Origin of the sequence: Curvibacter cyanobacteriorum (assembly GCF_028649475.1) — a bacterium.
Taxonomy (GTDB): Bacteria; Pseudomonadota; Gammaproteobacteria; order Burkholderiales; family Burkholderiaceae_C; genus Curvibacter; species Curvibacter cyanobacteriorum.
On record NZ_JAQSIP010000002.1, the window covers coordinates 603,573 to 617,531 of the forward strand.

The 13,959-nt window shown below is 68.5% G+C and carries 13 protein-coding genes; 12 read left to right on the plus strand and 1 reads right to left on the minus strand.

Annotated elements, in window-relative coordinates; all coding sequences use genetic code 11:
- Positions 1 to 118 precede the first annotated feature (118 nt).
- Positions 119 to 391, minus strand: a complete 273-nt coding sequence (locus tag PSQ40_RS06240; RefSeq protein ID WP_273949744.1) for an oxidative damage protection protein — start codon at positions 389 to 391, stop codon at positions 119 to 121.
- A 256-nt stretch (positions 392 to 647) separates the two neighbouring features.
- Between PSQ40_RS06240 and PSQ40_RS06245 the strand changes: the two genes are divergently transcribed.
- The 12 genes from PSQ40_RS06245 (at position 648) to recC (ending at position 13,952) form a co-directional block, all read left to right on the plus strand.
- The gene (locus PSQ40_RS06245; RefSeq protein ID WP_273949746.1) at positions 648 to 1,670 is read left to right on the plus strand and encodes a sulfate ABC transporter substrate-binding protein; all 1,023 of its coding nucleotides are present in this window, start codon (positions 648 to 650) and stop codon (positions 1,668 to 1,670) included.
- Between the two features lie 54 nt (positions 1,671 to 1,724).
- A complete protein-coding gene (gene ssuE / locus PSQ40_RS06250; RefSeq protein ID WP_273949748.1) occupies positions 1,725 to 2,312 on the plus strand; it encodes an NADPH-dependent FMN reductase in 588 nt (195 codons plus the stop codon).
- A gap of 152 nt (positions 2,313 to 2,464) precedes the next feature.
- Positions 2,465 to 2,647: a hypothetical protein gene (locus tag PSQ40_RS06255; protein ID WP_273949750.1), complete on the plus strand. Its 183-nt coding sequence runs from the start codon at positions 2,465 to 2,467 to the stop codon at positions 2,645 to 2,647.
- Between the two features lie 95 nt (positions 2,648 to 2,742).
- Positions 2,743 to 3,705, plus strand: coding sequence for a sulfonate ABC transporter substrate-binding protein (locus tag PSQ40_RS06260; protein ID WP_273949752.1), 963 nt, complete (start codon positions 2,743 to 2,745; stop codon positions 3,703 to 3,705).
- A 49-nt stretch (positions 3,706 to 3,754) separates the two neighbouring features.
- Positions 3,755 to 4,078, plus strand: a complete 324-nt coding sequence (locus tag PSQ40_RS06265; protein WP_273949754.1) for a hypothetical protein — start codon at positions 3,755 to 3,757, stop codon at positions 4,076 to 4,078.
- Between the two features lie 139 nt (positions 4,079 to 4,217).
- Positions 4,218 to 5,390, plus strand: coding sequence for an FMNH2-dependent alkanesulfonate monooxygenase (ssuD, locus tag PSQ40_RS06270; RefSeq protein WP_273949756.1), 1,173 nt, complete (start codon positions 4,218 to 4,220; stop codon positions 5,388 to 5,390).
- A gap of 96 nt (positions 5,391 to 5,486) precedes the next feature.
- A complete protein-coding gene (ssuC, locus tag PSQ40_RS06275; RefSeq protein ID WP_273949757.1) occupies positions 5,487 to 6,374 on the plus strand; it encodes an aliphatic sulfonate ABC transporter permease SsuC in 888 nt (295 codons plus the stop codon).
- Positions 6,375 to 6,458: 84 nt separating this feature from the next.
- On the plus strand, positions 6,459 to 7,292 hold the full coding sequence (locus PSQ40_RS06280) for an ATP-binding cassette domain-containing protein (RefSeq protein ID WP_273949760.1): 834 nt from the start codon (positions 6,459 to 6,461) through the stop codon (positions 7,290 to 7,292).
- Positions 7,293 to 7,509: 217 nt separating this feature from the next.
- Positions 7,510 to 8,550: a methionine ABC transporter ATP-binding protein gene (locus PSQ40_RS06285; RefSeq protein ID WP_273949761.1), complete on the plus strand. Its 1,041-nt coding sequence runs from the start codon at positions 7,510 to 7,512 to the stop codon at positions 8,548 to 8,550.
- On the plus strand, positions 8,543 to 9,208 hold the full coding sequence (locus PSQ40_RS06290) for a methionine ABC transporter permease (RefSeq protein ID WP_273949763.1): 666 nt from the start codon (positions 8,543 to 8,545) through the stop codon (positions 9,206 to 9,208). Before PSQ40_RS06285 ends, PSQ40_RS06290 begins: the two co-directional genes overlap by 8 nt.
- A 153-nt stretch (positions 9,209 to 9,361) precedes the next feature.
- Positions 9,362 to 10,159 carry a MetQ/NlpA family ABC transporter substrate-binding protein gene (locus tag PSQ40_RS06295; RefSeq protein ID WP_273949765.1) on the plus strand — a complete coding sequence of 266 codons (798 nt, stop codon included), beginning with the start codon at positions 9,362 to 9,364 and terminating at the stop codon, positions 10,157 to 10,159.
- A 127-nt stretch (positions 10,160 to 10,286) separates the two neighbouring features.
- The gene (recC, locus tag PSQ40_RS06300; RefSeq protein WP_273949767.1) at positions 10,287 to 13,952 is read left to right on the plus strand and encodes an exodeoxyribonuclease V subunit gamma; all 3,666 of its coding nucleotides are present in this window, start codon (positions 10,287 to 10,289) and stop codon (positions 13,950 to 13,952) included.
- Positions 13,953 to 13,959 lie beyond the last annotated feature (7 nt).

Sequence of the window (13,959 nt, forward strand, 5' to 3'; positions counted from 1 at the left end):
GGGGCGGCCGGCGGGCGGGCTGATCGGTGTGGCCGGGGCGCTGGGCACCCCGGATCAGTTCAGGCCCCCGGACGGGGGGCTGCTTGGGGCTGTCCTGCTTGCCGCAGGCCGGTCAGCGTCAAGCCTGGGGCGGCACGTAGCCCTGCACGGCATCGGCGCCATTGCCGAAGAAGTGGTTTTCCATTTGGCGGGCCAGGTACTGGCGTGCACGGGCATCGGCCAGGTTCAGGCGGTTTTCGTTGACCAGCATGGTTTGCTGCTTCATCCAGGCGGCCCAGGCTTCCTTGCTGACGCCTTCCCACAGGCGCTTGCCGAGTTCGCCGGGGTAGGGCGGGAAATCGAGACCTTCGGCTTCCTTGCCGAGTTTGATGCAGTTGACCATGCGTGCCATGTCGTTCTTCCTTGTCCAGTGGGGGAGGGTGGGGCCGACGAGCGGCCTGACCAAAGCGTCGAATTATCCCATTGCTGCCGGCCCCCACAGGGGCTGGGGGCTTGCGTTGGGGCAAGGGGGGGGCGACTGGGAACTCAAAAAGACAGAAAACAGATAAACAAATGACTTCTTATGCGTTTGAGTTTTAACCGATGCTTTTCAGAATGCACCCCATAACTTCATTCACCCCCCTACCGAACCCCAACGAAAGCAACCCATGAACTTCCGACGCGCCCTGATTCAACGTGCTGCCCTGGCCACGCTGGCCGTGGCTGGTGCCCTGTCTGCCCTGCCGGCTGCCGCCCAGTCGGTGACGCTGCTCAACGTGTCTTACGACCCGACCCGTGAGTTGTATGTCGACTACAACGCCGCCTTTGCCAAGTACTGGAAGGCCAAGTCGGGTCAGGACGTGACGATCAAGCAGTCGCACGGTGGCTCGGGCAAGCAGGCCCGCTCGGTCATCGACGGCATTGACGCCGATGTGGTGACCCTGGCGTTGGGCGGTGATGTGGATGCCGTGGCCAAGAACGGCAACCTGCTCGCCAAGGACTGGGTCAAGCGCCTGCCGCACAACTCTTCGCCCTACACCTCGACCATTGTGTTCCTGGTGCGCAAGGGCAACCCCAAGGGCCTGAAGGACTGGGACGACCTGGTCAAGCCCGGCGTGTCGGTCATCACCCCGAACCCCAAGACCTCGGGCGGCGCCCGCTGGAACTACCTGGCCGCCTGGGAATTCGCCAAGCGCAAGTACGGCGGTGATGCCAAGGCCAAGGAGTTTGTCGGCAGCCTGTACAAGAACGTGCCGGTGCTCGACACCGGGGCCCGGGGTTCGACCATCACCTTCGTGCAGCGCGGCGTGGGCGATGTGCTGCTGGCCTGGGAGAACGAAGCCTTCCTGGCACTGAAAGAATTTGGTCCGGACAAGTTCCAGATCGTGGTGCCGTCGATCAGCATCCTGGCTGAGCCCTCGGTGGCCGTGGTCGACAAGAACGTCGACAAGAAGGGCACCCGCGCCGTGGCCGAGGAATACCTGAAGTACCTGTACTCCGATGAAGGCCAGGACATCGCCGGTCGCAACTACTACCGCCCGACCTCCGACAAAGCCAAGGCCAAGTACGCCAACCAGTTCCCCAAGCTGACCCTGGTGTCGATCGACGAGGCTTTCGGTGGCTGGACCAAGGCCGACAAGGACCACTTTGCCGATGGTGCTTCGTTCGACCAGATCTATTCGCCACGCTGAGCCCTTGGCCGCCCCTTTTGACTTGACGGCCTTCCAGGTTCAGAAAGACACACCATGACCGTACTCTTGATTGCTGGCAGCCCCTCGGCCCGGTCCCGTTCGTCGGGTCTGCTGGACAGCGTGGGCCAGCGCCTGCTGAACAGCGGGGTCGAGGTGGATCGCATCCAGATCCGCGACCTCTCGCCTGAGGCCCTGGTGCTGGCCGATTTTGCCCACCCGAGCATCGTGCAAGCCGCCGCCAAGGTGGAGCGCGCCACCGCCATCGTGGTCTCGACCCCGGTGTACAAGGCCGCCTACAGCGGGGTTCTCAAGGTGTTCCTGGACCTGCTGCCCCAGACCGCGCTCAAGGGCAAAACGGTGCTGCCGCTGGCCACTGGCGGCAGCCCGCACCACATGCTGGCGCTGGACTACACGCTGCGCCCGGTGCTGCAGTCGCTGGCGGCTCGCCACATCCTGCCCGGGGTGTACGCCACCGACGCCCAGATTGCCGTGACGCCGGAAGGCGCCTACCAGGTGGGGCCCGACATCAGCACCCGCCTCGATGAGGCCGTGAGCGTGCTGCAACTGGAGGCCTATGGCCGTCGTCAGCCTGCGGCTGGCTTCGCGCCCATCGCCTTCGACCAGGTGCGATGTAGCGTCTGACAGCCCGGCAGCAGCCGTCCCTGACGGGGTTGGCAACGCTGCCGTTTCGGCTTCCTCCCCCCCTCCCAGATGGTTGCTTTGGCAGGTGGCGTGTCGCCACCGGGGGAAGCCTGCGTCCCGAATTTGTCTGTCACGCCCACGAGGTCACCGCCATGAGTCCCTTGCCCCTGTCCAACCCGCCCCAGGCCCCCACGCACCCGGCCCAAGACGAACTGCTGCTGAGTTGGCCGCGTTGGTGGCTGGACCTGGCTCAGGCCCTGGGCATCGCGGTGCTGCTGGTGGCCTCGATGGTGTTGATTGTGAGCTTCCTGCTCCTGCCCGTGGTGCCCGCCTGAGGTGCCCCGTGGCCCCCGCCGGCCTGTCTTGGCAGGCGCGGGACCGCACGGCCCCCCCCTGTTTTGACCTTCCGACCTGATTGAAAGCACTGACCATGACCTCTTCCCTGAAACTGCCGCGCCGCCAGGCGCTGATCACCGCCCTCGGCCTGGCGGGTGCCGCCTTGGGCGCGGCACCGGCCTGGGCCCAGAAGACGGACCGGGTGTTCCGCATTGGCCACCAGAAAGGCTGGCTGTCCCTGCTCAAGGCGCGTGGGACGCTCGAAAAGCGCCTCAGCCCGCTGGGGGTCAGCGTGACCTGGACCGAGTTCAACGCCGGGCCGGTGCAGCTGGAAGCCCTGAACGTCGGCTCGATCGACTTTGGTGACGTGGGCGAGGCCCCGCCGATCTTCGCCCAGGCCGCGGGCGCGCCGCTGGTGTACGCCGGCGCCACCGTGCCGCGTCCGGCGCTGGAGGCGGTGATCGTGCCCAAGGACTCGCCGATCCGCTCGATCGCCGACCTCAAGGGCAAGCGCGTGGCCTACAACAAGGGCTCCAACGTGCAGTACTTCCTGGTCAAGCTGCTCGAGAAGAACGGCCTCAAGTACAGCGATGTGCAGTCCGTCTTCCTGGCCCCGCCCGATGCCCGTGCCGCGTTCGAGCGCGGCGCGGTGGACGCCTGGGTGATCTGGGACCCGTTCCTGGCCGCGGCGCAAAAGACGCTCGATGCCCGCCTGCTGGCCGACGCCACGGGCGTGGTCAACAACCGCGCCTACTACTTCACCTCGCGTGATTTTGCGACCAAGAGCACCGACGTGCTGCGCATTGCGATCCAGGAGATCAACAGCATCGAGCAGTGGATCGCCAAGAACAAGTCCGCTGCCGCGGCCGAGTTGTCCACCGTGCTGGGTTTGGACAAGAGCATCACCGAGTTGTTCATCAGCCGCGCCTCGTACGGTGCGGCCCCGGTGACGCGCGAGATCCTTGCCGAGCAGCAATCGATCGCCGACACCTTCTTCGAGTTGAAGCTGATCCCCAAGAAGCTCAACTTGCTGCACGCAGCCCCGGTGGACCTCTGAACCCACCCGACGCTGACCACGCCCCATGACCCGAGCGCAGGAGCCCACCATGAGCACCTTGTCTCCCCTGTCCCTCACCAGCCCACCGGCCGGGGTCCCGTCGCGGCCCGCGCCCGGTGGCGACACGGCCCACGCCGATCGGGTGCTGAGCACCACCGCGGCCCATTGGGGGCTGGTCTGGCCGGTCTCGGCCCCCAGTCAGGCGCCTTGTTCGCGCCCGCTGCAGCCCACGCTGGCGGCACGGCTGGCGTCCGGGCGCTTGCTGGCCAGCGGGCCGGTGCGGGTGCGGCGGCGGCTGAACCAGGCCCGGCGTGCCCAGGCACGGGCTTGCCAGCCGGTCGCAGCGTGGTCCCTGAGTGGATTGGCTTGGTGAGCGTTGGCCTGACGGCTCGGGTGAATGGCGACTCAAGCGCCCACCGAACCAGCCCCCGGCGTCCCCCCTCGGGCGAGCCGGTGACGGAGCCCCTTTGAGTGATTTGCGCCCACAGAGCGCACAACAGCGAGAGACCCCCATGAAGATTTTTTGGTTCATTCCCACCCACGGCGACAGCCGCTACCTTGGCACCAGCGAAGGGGCCCGTGAATGCAGCCTGGACTACCTCAAGCAGGTGGCCTCGGCCGCCGACCACTTGGGCTACGAGGGCGTGCTGATCCCGACGGGCCGGTCGTGCGAAGACCCCTGGGTGGTGGCCTCGGCCCTGCTGCCGGTCACTCAGCGGCTGAAGTTCCTGGTGGCCGTGCGCCCAGGGCTGCACCAACCCTCACTGGCCGCGCGCATGGCCGCCACTTTTGACCGCCTTTCGGGCGGCCGCCTGCTGATCAACTTGGTCACCGGGGGCGACCAGATCGAGCTCGAGGGCGACGGCGTCTACCTCAACCACACCGAGCGCTACGAACAGTCGGCCGAGTTCATCCGCATCTGGCGCGAGATCCTCACGCGCAGCCACACCGGTGAGCCCTTCGACTACCAAGGCAAGCACCTCAGCGTGACCGGGGCACGCCTGCTGTACCCGCCGCAACAGAAACCGCATCCGCCGGTGTACTTCGGTGGCTCCTCCGAGGCCGGCCATGCGCTGGCGGCAGAGCAGGTCGACACCTACCTGACCTGGGGCGAGCCCCCGGCGGAGGTGGCCAAGAAAGTGGCCGATGTGCGCCAACGTGCCGCCGCCCAAGGGCGTGAAGTGTCGTTTGGCATCCGACTGCACGTCATCGTGCGGGAAACCGAAGAACAGGCCTGGGCGGCAGCCGACGCCCTGATCAGCCGCGTCGACGACGAAACGGTGGCCCGTGCCCAGGCGGTGTTTGCCCGCATGGACTCCGAAGGCCAGCGCCGCATGGCGGCCCTGCACGCCACCGGTGGCAAGCGCAGCCGCGCCGACCTGGAGATCAGCCCCAACCTGTGGGCGGGCGTGGGCTTGGTTCGGGGGGGCGCCGGCACGGCGCTGGTGGGCAACCCCCAGCAGGTGGCGGCCCGCATCCAGGCGTACGCCGATCTGGGGCTGGACAACTTTGTCTTGTCGGGCTACCCGCACCTGGAGGAGGCCTATCGCTTTGCCGAATTGGTGTTCCCGCTGCTGCCGCAGCGCCTGCGTGACGGCTTCAGCCGCCCCGGGCTCAACGGCCCGCTGGGCGAAGTGGTGGGCAACCAATACGTGCCGCCTGTGCCCCGCACCTCGGCCAGCTGAGCCCGTTGCGGGCCTGCTGCCGACGCTGGCGCCACCACCGCCTGAACCCTATCCGCCCGGTCGCCGCACCGGGCCCTTGAACCCGACGAGATGGCCATGAACCAACCTGTGCGAAAACTCCCTGACACCCTCGAGGCCCCCGGCCTCGGCCTCCTGGCGGCGAGCCGGGGCGACGCCGAAAGCAGCACCGCCCTGGCTTGGGCGCTGCGTTCCCTGAAGTCGATCTGGCAACGTGTGATCCCCTGGCTGGTGCCGGTGGGCCTGATCGTGGGCTGGCAGATCGCCTCGGCCCAGGGGTGGATCTCCACCCGCGTGCTGCCCGCGCCGCTCGACGTCGTCAAGGCCGCCTGGACCCTCAGCGCCTCGGGCGAGCTGTGGACCCACGTCAAGGTGAGTGCCGGGCGCGCTCTGTTGGGCCTGGGCATTGGCGGCGGCCTGGGCCTGTTGCTGGGCCTGTTGACCGGGTCGGTGCGCTTCTTTGAGACCCTGCTCGACTCCAGCATCCAGATGGTGCGCAACATCCCGGCGTTGGCGCTGATCCCGCTGGTCATCCTGTGGTTTGGCATCGACGAATCGGCCAAGCTGTTCCTGATCTCGGTGTCGGTGTTCTTCCCGATCTACCTCAACACCTTCCACGGCATCCGCAACGTCGACCCGGGCCTGATCGAGATGGGCCGCACCTACGGCTTGTCGCGCTGGCAGCTCTACCAGCAGGTGGTGTTGCCGGGGGCCATGTCGTCGATCCTGGTCGGCCTGCGTTTCTCGCTGGGCCTGATGTGGGTAATCCTGATCGTGGCGGAGACCATCTCGGCGCAGGCTGGCATCGGCTACCTGACCATGAACGCGCGTGAATTCTTGCAGACCGACATCGTGCTGGTGGGCATCCTGCTGTACGCGCTGCTGGGCAAGTTGGCTGATGTGTTTGCCAAGACGCTGGAGCGCTACTGGCTGCGCTGGCACCCGGGCTACCAGTCGGCCGCCTGAGGGCCCCGGTCACGCTGTTGCCACCCGAACGCGCTGGGCTTGTCGCCCGCGTTCCTCCCACAACCCTTTTCGGATCCCTCTGCCATGAGCACCAACCCCTCTCCCACGGCGACCCCGACCGCCCCCCCGCCCGGTGGCGTGCGCCTGCGCCTCCAGGGCCTGAGCAAGCGCTACGGCCAACGCGATGTGCTGCGCAGCACCGAGCTGACCATCGAAGCCGGCGAGTTTGTCGCCATCGTCGGCCGCAGTGGCTGCGGCAAGAGCACCTTGCTGCGCCTGGTGGCCGGCCTCGAAGCGCCCACCCGCGGCAGCCTGAGCATCGACGGCGCGCCCGTCAAGGGCCTGAACCCAGACACCCGCATCATGTTCCAGGACTCGCGCCTGCTGCCCTGGAAGCGGGTGCTCGACAACGTGGCGCTGGGCCTGACCCCGGCGCAGCAGCCCGATGCCCGCGCCGTGCTGGCCCAGGTGGGGCTGGCCGAGCGCGAGGGTGAGTGGCCGGCGCGCCTGTCGGGCGGTCAACGCCAGCGCGTGGCCCTGGCGCGCGCCCTGGTGCACCACCCGCGCCTGCTGTTGTTGGACGAGCCGCTGGGCGCGCTGGACGCGCTGACCCGGATTGAAATGCACGCCCTGATCGAAGGCCTGTGGCGCCGCCATGGCTTCACCGCCTTGCTCGTGACCCACGACGTGCAGGAGGCTGTGGCCATGGCCGACCGGGTGATCCTGATCGAAGACGGTGTCATCGCGCTGGACGAAAAAATCCCGCTGGCCCGCCCTCGCTCGCGCGGGGATGCGGCGTTTGCGGCGCTTGAAAAACGCATCCTTGACCGGGTGCTGCAGCACGAGGCCGACGAAGCGCCCGCGGTCGATCCGAGCTGGGTCGGCACCCCGGCCCACGGCCTGCGCTGGGCGGTTTGACGCCCGGCCGCCTGCGCTCGCCCCCCGGGGCGACGGCTGGGCGCAGGCGTCTCAAGCCTTGAATGGCATAAGAATTGACGTTTATATAAACGTAGGTTCTTATTACCTGATAAAACAATATTTAAAGGTCTTTGGGTAAACCCTTACATTCGCTGCTCTCCCGGGCTGGACCACACGTCCACCACCCGGACACGGCGATCCATCCGTACAGGGTTTCATGATTCATCTAGAAGGCATCTACCAGACCTACCCAGGCCCACAAGGCCCTGTGGAGGCCTTGCGCGGCATTGACCTGCGCATCGCGGCCGGCGAGGTGTTCGGCATCATCGGGCGCAGCGGCGCGGGCAAAAGCTCGCTGGTGCGCACCATCAACTGGCTGAACCAGCCTTCGCGCGGCACGGTCACGGTGGCGGGGCGTTCGCTGGGCGCGCTCAGCGAAGCGCAGTTGCGCGAGGCGCGGCGCGACATCGGCATGATCTTCCAGCACTTCAACCTGCTGGCCTCGCGCACCGTCTACGACAACGTGGCCCTGCCGCTGGAACTGGCGCGCTGGTCGGCCGACCGCATCCGCGCCCGTGTCGAACCGCTTTTGGAGCTGGTCGGCTTGAGCGCCTTCCGCGACCGCTACCCGGCCCAACTCAGTGGCGGGCAAAAGCAGCGCGTGGGCATTGCGCGTGCCCTCGCCAGCCAGCCCAAAGTGCTGCTGTCGGACGAGGCCACCTCGGCCTTGGACCCGGAAACCACCCGCTCCATCCTGGCCCTGTTGCGTGACATCAACCGCGAGCTGGGCCTGACCATCGTGCTCATCACCCACCAGATGCAGGTCATCAAGCAGGTGGCCGACCGCGTGGCCGTCATCGACGGTGGCCGCATTGTCGAGTGCGGCCCGGTGCTGGAGGTCTTCAGCCGCCCGCAGCACGCCACCACCCGAAGCCTGATCGAGGACGTGGTGCCGCAGGCGCTGCCCGAGGCCGTGCTGGCCCGCGTGCAGGCCCAGTTGCAGCAGTCGCCCGACGCGTCGGCCCGCCTGCTGCGCCTGGTGTTTGCCGGTGCGCAGGGCGAGCAGGCCCTGCTGTCGGACGTGATCCGGCGTTTCAACCTCGACCTGAACATCCTGCATGGTCAGGTCGATGACGTGCAGGGCCAGCCCTTCGGTGCCCTGTCGGTGTTGGCCCGTGGCGATGCCGCTGCAGTGGCCCAGGCCGTGGCGCAATGGCGCCAGGCTGGCGTGGTGGTGGAGGAACTGAGCCATGTTTGAACGATTCACCGCCGAGTTGCTGGCGCTGATGCTGGACTCCTTCTGGGAGACGGTTCTGATGGTCGGCATTGCCGGCCTGCTGGGCACCCTCATGGGGCTGCCACTGGGGGTCTACCTGCGCCTGACCGACCGCGGTGGGGTGCTGGAGAACCGTTGGGCCAACCGCCTGGTGGGCACCCTGGTCAATGCGGTTCGCTCCACGCCGTTCATCATCTTGCTGGTCGCCGTGATCCCGCTGACGCGCCTGTTGACCGGCTCGTCGATCGGCACGGCCGCTGCGGTGGTGCCGCTGACCCTGGCCGCCGGCCCGTTTGCGGCCCGCCTCATTGAGGCGTCGCTGCGCGAGGTGGACGAGGGCCTGGTCGAGGCCGCCCAGTCCATGGGCGCCACCACCTCGCAGATCGTCTTCAAGGTGCTGCTGCCCGAGGCCCTGCCGGGCATCGTGGCGGGCGTCACCATCACCCTGGTCAGCCTGACCGGCTACTCGGCCATGGCCGGGGCCATTGGGGGCGGCGGCCTGGGCGACCTGGGCATCCGCTACGGCTACCAGCGCTTCTTGCCCGAGGTGATGGCGGTCGTCGTGGTGGTGCTGATCCTGTTTGTGCAGGCGCTGCAAAGCGCTGGCGACTGGCTGGTGCGCCGCCTGGCCCACCGGTGACCCGGGGCTGCCGTGGCGGCGCGCGACAGCGGGTCCGTGGCCACGGCGGTCACCGCGCCGGTGACGGCTTTTTTGATTTGTTGACAACGCCCGGGCAGGGCTTGGGTCACAAGCCCGCCTTGCCCCTTTTGAAACCTGAAAAAGGAAACTCCCATGAACACCAAACGTTTCACCCTCCGCACCCTGGTGCTGGCCGCTGCCGCCCTGAGCACCGGTCTGACCCTGGCCCAGGACAAGCCGCTGAAGATCGGCGTCACGGCCGGCCCGCACGCCCAGATCTTTGAGCAGGTCAAGAAGGTCGCCGAAAAAGACGGCCTCAAGGTGCAGATCATCGAATTCAGCGACTACATCCAGCCCAATGCCGCGCTGGCCGCCGGCGACCTGGACGCCAACAGCTACCAGCACAAGCCCTTCCTGGACCAGCAGGTCAAGGACCGGGGCTACAAGATCGTGTCGGTCGGCTACACCGTCAACTACCCGATGGGCATCTACTCCAAGAAGGTCAAGTCGCTGGCCGACCTGAAGCCGGGCGCGCGTTTCGGCCTGCCCAACGACCCCACCAACGGCGGTCGCAGCCTGCTGGTGCTGCAAGACCAGGGCCTGATCAAGCTGCGCCCCGAGGCCGGCCTCAAGGCCACGCCGCTGGACGTGATCGACAACCCCAAGAAGCTCAAGTTCGTCGAGCTCGAAGCGGCCCAACTGGCCCGCGCGCTGGACGACCTGGACGCCGCCGCCATCAACACCAACTTCGCGCTGTCGGCCGGCCTGACCCCGGGCAAGGACTCGATCGCCCAGGAAAACGCCAAGAGCCCCTACGTCAACCTGATCGCGGTGCGCGAACAGGACAAGGACAAGCCCTGGGTCGCCAAGCTGGTCAAGGCCTACCAATCTGAAGACGTGCGCAAGTTCATCCAGACCGAGTTCAAGGGCTCGGTGCTGGCCGGCTTCTGAGGCCCGCCTCCGGGGCCGCGCCCGCTGTGGCGCGGGCCCGACGAGGGGGCGGCTGCCGAGGCCTGCCAGGGCCCCGCAGCCGTGTCATACTGCCAGCGCTTCGGGGCCCCACGGGGCCCTTTTTCATTTGCTGCCGCCCCGCATCCCGATGTTCGCCACGCCCAATTTGCCGCCCGGTTTCATGGTCTTGCACGGCAACCGCCTGGAGGACTTGCGCGACCTGCTGACCGGCTTCCTGCGCCAGCACCCGCTGCCGCCGCTGTGGCCCGAGGTGTTCTTGGTGCAGAGCGCGGGCATGAAGCACTGGCTCGAACTGTCGCTGGCCGACGAAGCCGCCTTGGGCATTTGCGCGGCCACCCGCATGGAGCTGCCCAGCGCCTACCTGTGGCAGGTGTACCGCCAGGTGCTGGGCCCGGCGGCCGTGCCGGCCCAGATGCCGTTCGACAAGGCCAGCCTGCTGTGGCGCCTGGTGCGCTTGCTGCCCGATCTGGTCGCCTCGCGCCCCATCTACCAGCCCCTGCAGCGTTACCTGGACCAGGCCCCGGACGCGCGCAAGCTGTACCAATTGGCGCTGCAACTGGCCGACGTGCTGGACGGCTACCAGAGCTACCGCGCCGACTGGCTGCACGACTGGGCGCAGGGCCGCGACGTGCTGGGCAGCCCCAACACCTTGCCCGCCCAGGCCCCCGCGCTGGACCCTGCACAAGCGTGGCAGGCGCAGCTGTGGCGCGACCTGCGGGCCGACGTGGGCGAGGCCCTGGCCGAGGCCTCGCGTGCCGCTGTGCACGCGCGCTTCATGGCCCGCCTGCGCGAGTTGAGCGACCAGTTCCAGTCCAGCGGCGAGCGCCCGGCGGGCTTGCCCGCGCGCATCGTGGTGTTTGGTATTTCATCGATGCCGTACCAGGCGGTCGAGGCCCTGGCCGCATTGGGCCAGCTGAGCCAGGTCATGCTGCTGGTGCACAACCCCTGCCAGTACTACTGGGGCGACCTGGTCGAGGGCCATGCCCAGCTGCGCCAGTTGCTGCGGCGGCGCCAGCCCGTCAAGGCCTCGGCGCTGGCGCAGGCCACGCCGGGCACGGCCCACCACCCGCTGCTGGCCTCGTGGGGCAAGCAAGGGCGCGATTACCTGCACATGCTGGACGAGTTTGACCGCGTCGAGGCCTACCGCAACCGCTTCGTGCGGGTCGACGCCTTTGTCGACCCTTTGGGCATTGGCAGCCCGCCAACCCAGCTGGCCCAGCTGCAGTCGGGCCTGTTGCACCTGGAGCTGCCCAGCGCCCCCTTGCCCCTGGCCGAGGACGACGACTCCATCCGCCTGGTCAGCTGCCATTCGGCCCAGCGCGAGGTCGAGGTGTTGCACGACCGCCTGCTGGCCTGGCTGGACGCCGACCCCAGCCTGCAGCCGCGCGAGGTGATGGTCATGGTGCCCGACATCGCCACCTTTGCGCCGCACATCCAGGCCGTGTTTGGCCGCTTTGCGCGGGGGGAGCCGCGCCACATCCCTTACTCGGTGGCCGACACCTCGCCGCGCCAGTCGCCGCTGGTGCAGGCGCTGCAACAGCTGCTGTCGCTGCCGCAGGCGCGGGTTTCGCTGGCCGACTGGTTGAGCCTGTTCGAGGTCAGCGCGGTGCGTCAGCGCTTCGGCCTCAGCGAGGTCGAGGTGGGCGAGGTGCAGGCCTGGCTGCAGGCCGCGGGCGTGCGCTGGGGGCTGGACACCGAGCACCGCCTGCGCTGGGGCCTGCCACCGGGGGTGCCCGGCCTGGCCCAGAACACCTGGGACTTCGGTCTGCGCCGCCTGCTGCTGGGTTACGCCGTGGGGCAGGGCGCGGTGTGGGGCGACACCTTGCCCCAGCCGGCCCTCAGCGGGCTGGACGCGCCCCTGGCCCAGGCCCTGTGGGGCTGGGTGGACGCGACCCGCCTGAGCCTGGACACGCTGTCCCAACCGCACACCCCCAGTGAGTGGGTGCGTGTGCTGGGCGAGCTGGTGGCGCGCTTTTTTGAAGGCGCCGACGAGGCCGAGGCCCGCCAGGTGCAGGCCCTGCTGGAGCCGCTGCAGACCTGGCTGCAGCACTGCCAGGCCGCGGGCCTGGACAGCCCGCTGCCGCTCGAGGTGGTCAGTGACCACTGGCTGGGCCAGTTGCAGGAGGGTGGCCTGCAACAGCGCTTTCTGGGCGGCGGTGTGCAGTTTGGCACCCTGATGCCGATGCGCTCCATCCCCTTCCGCGTGGTCTGCCTGCTGGGCCTGAACGACGGCGACTACCCGCGCCAGAGCGCCCCGCGCGACTTCGACCTGATGGCCAGCAACTGGCGCGCGGGTGACCGCTCGCGCCGCGAGGACGACCGCTATCTGTTCCTGGAGGCGCTGCTGTCGGCGCGCGAACGCCTCTACATCAGCTGGCAGGGCCACCGCGCCACCGACAACGCCGAGCGCCCGCCCTCGGTGCTGGTGGCGCAACTGATCGAATTTCTGCAACGCCACTGGGCCCCGCCACGCCAGCCGCAGGTGCAGCCACTGCAGCCTTTTTCGGCCGCCTACTTCCGCCAGGGCAGTGGCTTTGTCACCTACGACGCCGACTGGGCGCGCGCCCAGGGCCCGCGGCCCGAGGCCCCGGTGGCGGGGGCCGCTCTCACAGGGCGCGCGTCCCCAGCCGACGCCGAGCCGGCGGCCCCGGTGCCCACGGTGCTGAACCTGAGCGACCTGCGCCAGCTGCTGCGCCAGCCCGTGGAGGTTTTTTTCAAAGGCCGCCTCGGGGTGTACCTCGACGAACTCGAAGAAGAAACCCTGGACAGCGAGCCCTTTGGCCTGGACGGGCTGGAGAAGCACCAGCTGGGCCAGGCGCTGCTGGCCGCCGACAGCGACGCCACCCCCGAGCACCTGGCCGATCTGCAGCGCTCGGGCCGCCTGCCCATGGCGGCCTTTGGTCAGCGCGAGTTGCAGGAGCTGCACAGCCGCCTGAACGTGGTGCAGCAGCGGCTGGCCCCTCTGGAGGCGCGCTTTTCCCAGGCGCTGCCGGCGCAGTCGATTGACCTGCGCTTCAGCCTGCCCGGCGAAGCCGGTGGGGTCGACGAGGTGCAGCTGCTGGGCACCTTGAGTGGCCTGTTCAGCGAGCACGAGGCGGGCCCCGACACCGCGCCCGCCGAGGTCTCGCCCTGTCTGCAGCGCAGCCAGCGCCTGGGCGCCGTGCTGCAAGGCAAGGCCGACGACGCCACCGCCCGCGTGCAGGTGCTGACGGGCCTGTGGGTGTCGCACCTGGCGGGCTGCGCCGTGGGCCTGCCCCTGCACAGCACGGTGCTGGGTCTGGACGGCCAGATCGTGCTGCCCCCCTTGGCTCCAGCCGAGGCCCGGGCCCATTTGCTGCGCCTGGTGCAGGCCTACCGTGCGGCCTGGCAGCGACCCCTGCCGGTGGCCTGCCAAACCGCCTGGGCCTACTGGCAAGCCGCCCGCAAGGCCGAGTTGGCCGAGCTGACGGGCCGCCCGCGCAGCCGCAGCACCGATCCGCACGACAGCGCTCGCCAGGTGTTTGAAGGCGGCTTCCAGCTGACCGGCGAGCGGCTCACTTCGCCGTACTTGCAGCGCTGCACCGACGACTACAGTGACCTGCAGGACGAGCTGCCACACTGGGCCGAGGCCCTGTACGGCGACCTGGCCCGCCACCTGCGCATCGGCCCGCTGGCGGCCGACACCGGCGCCGACACCAGCGTGGACAAGTGCGCGGACAAGCGCGTGGACGCGGCGGACGGTGGCACCCCAGCCAAGACCGGGGGCCTGGGCGCTGCACGGGCCCAGACCTGAGTCCGAT

Bases quoted from the DNA above. Each gene is read 5' to 3' on its own strand.
- PSQ40_RS06280 (WP_273949760.1), top strand. From the start codon at position 6,459: ATGAGCACCAACCCCTCTCCCACGGCGACCCCGACCGCCCCCCCGCCC.
- ssuE (WP_273949748.1), top strand. From the start codon at position 1,725: ATGACCGTACTCTTGATTGCTGGCAGCCCCTCGGCCCGGTCCCGTTCG.
- PSQ40_RS06245 (WP_273949746.1), top strand. From the start codon at position 648: ATGAACTTCCGACGCGCCCTGATTCAACGTGCTGCCCTGGCCACGCTG.
- ssuC (WP_273949757.1), top strand. From the start codon at position 5,487: ATGAACCAACCTGTGCGAAAACTCCCTGACACCCTCGAGGCCCCCGGC.
- PSQ40_RS06290 (WP_273949763.1), top strand. From the start codon at position 8,543: ATGTTTGAACGATTCACCGCCGAGTTGCTGGCGCTGATGCTGGACTCC.
- PSQ40_RS06295 (WP_273949765.1), top strand. From the start codon at position 9,362: ATGAACACCAAACGTTTCACCCTCCGCACCCTGGTGCTGGCCGCTGCC.
- PSQ40_RS06265 (WP_273949754.1), top strand. From the start codon at position 3,755: ATGAGCACCTTGTCTCCCCTGTCCCTCACCAGCCCACCGGCCGGGGTC.
- PSQ40_RS06285 (WP_273949761.1), top strand. From the start codon at position 7,510: ATGATTCATCTAGAAGGCATCTACCAGACCTACCCAGGCCCACAAGGC.
- ssuD (WP_273949756.1), top strand. From the start codon at position 4,218: ATGAAGATTTTTTGGTTCATTCCCACCCACGGCGACAGCCGCTACCTT.
- PSQ40_RS06260 (WP_273949752.1), top strand. From the start codon at position 2,743: ATGACCTCTTCCCTGAAACTGCCGCGCCGCCAGGCGCTGATCACCGCC.
- PSQ40_RS06255 (WP_273949750.1), top strand. From the start codon at position 2,465: ATGAGTCCCTTGCCCCTGTCCAACCCGCCCCAGGCCCCCACGCACCCG.
- PSQ40_RS06240 (WP_273949744.1), bottom strand. From the start codon at position 391: ATGGCACGCATGGTCAACTGCATCAAACTCGGCAAGGAAGCCGAAGGT.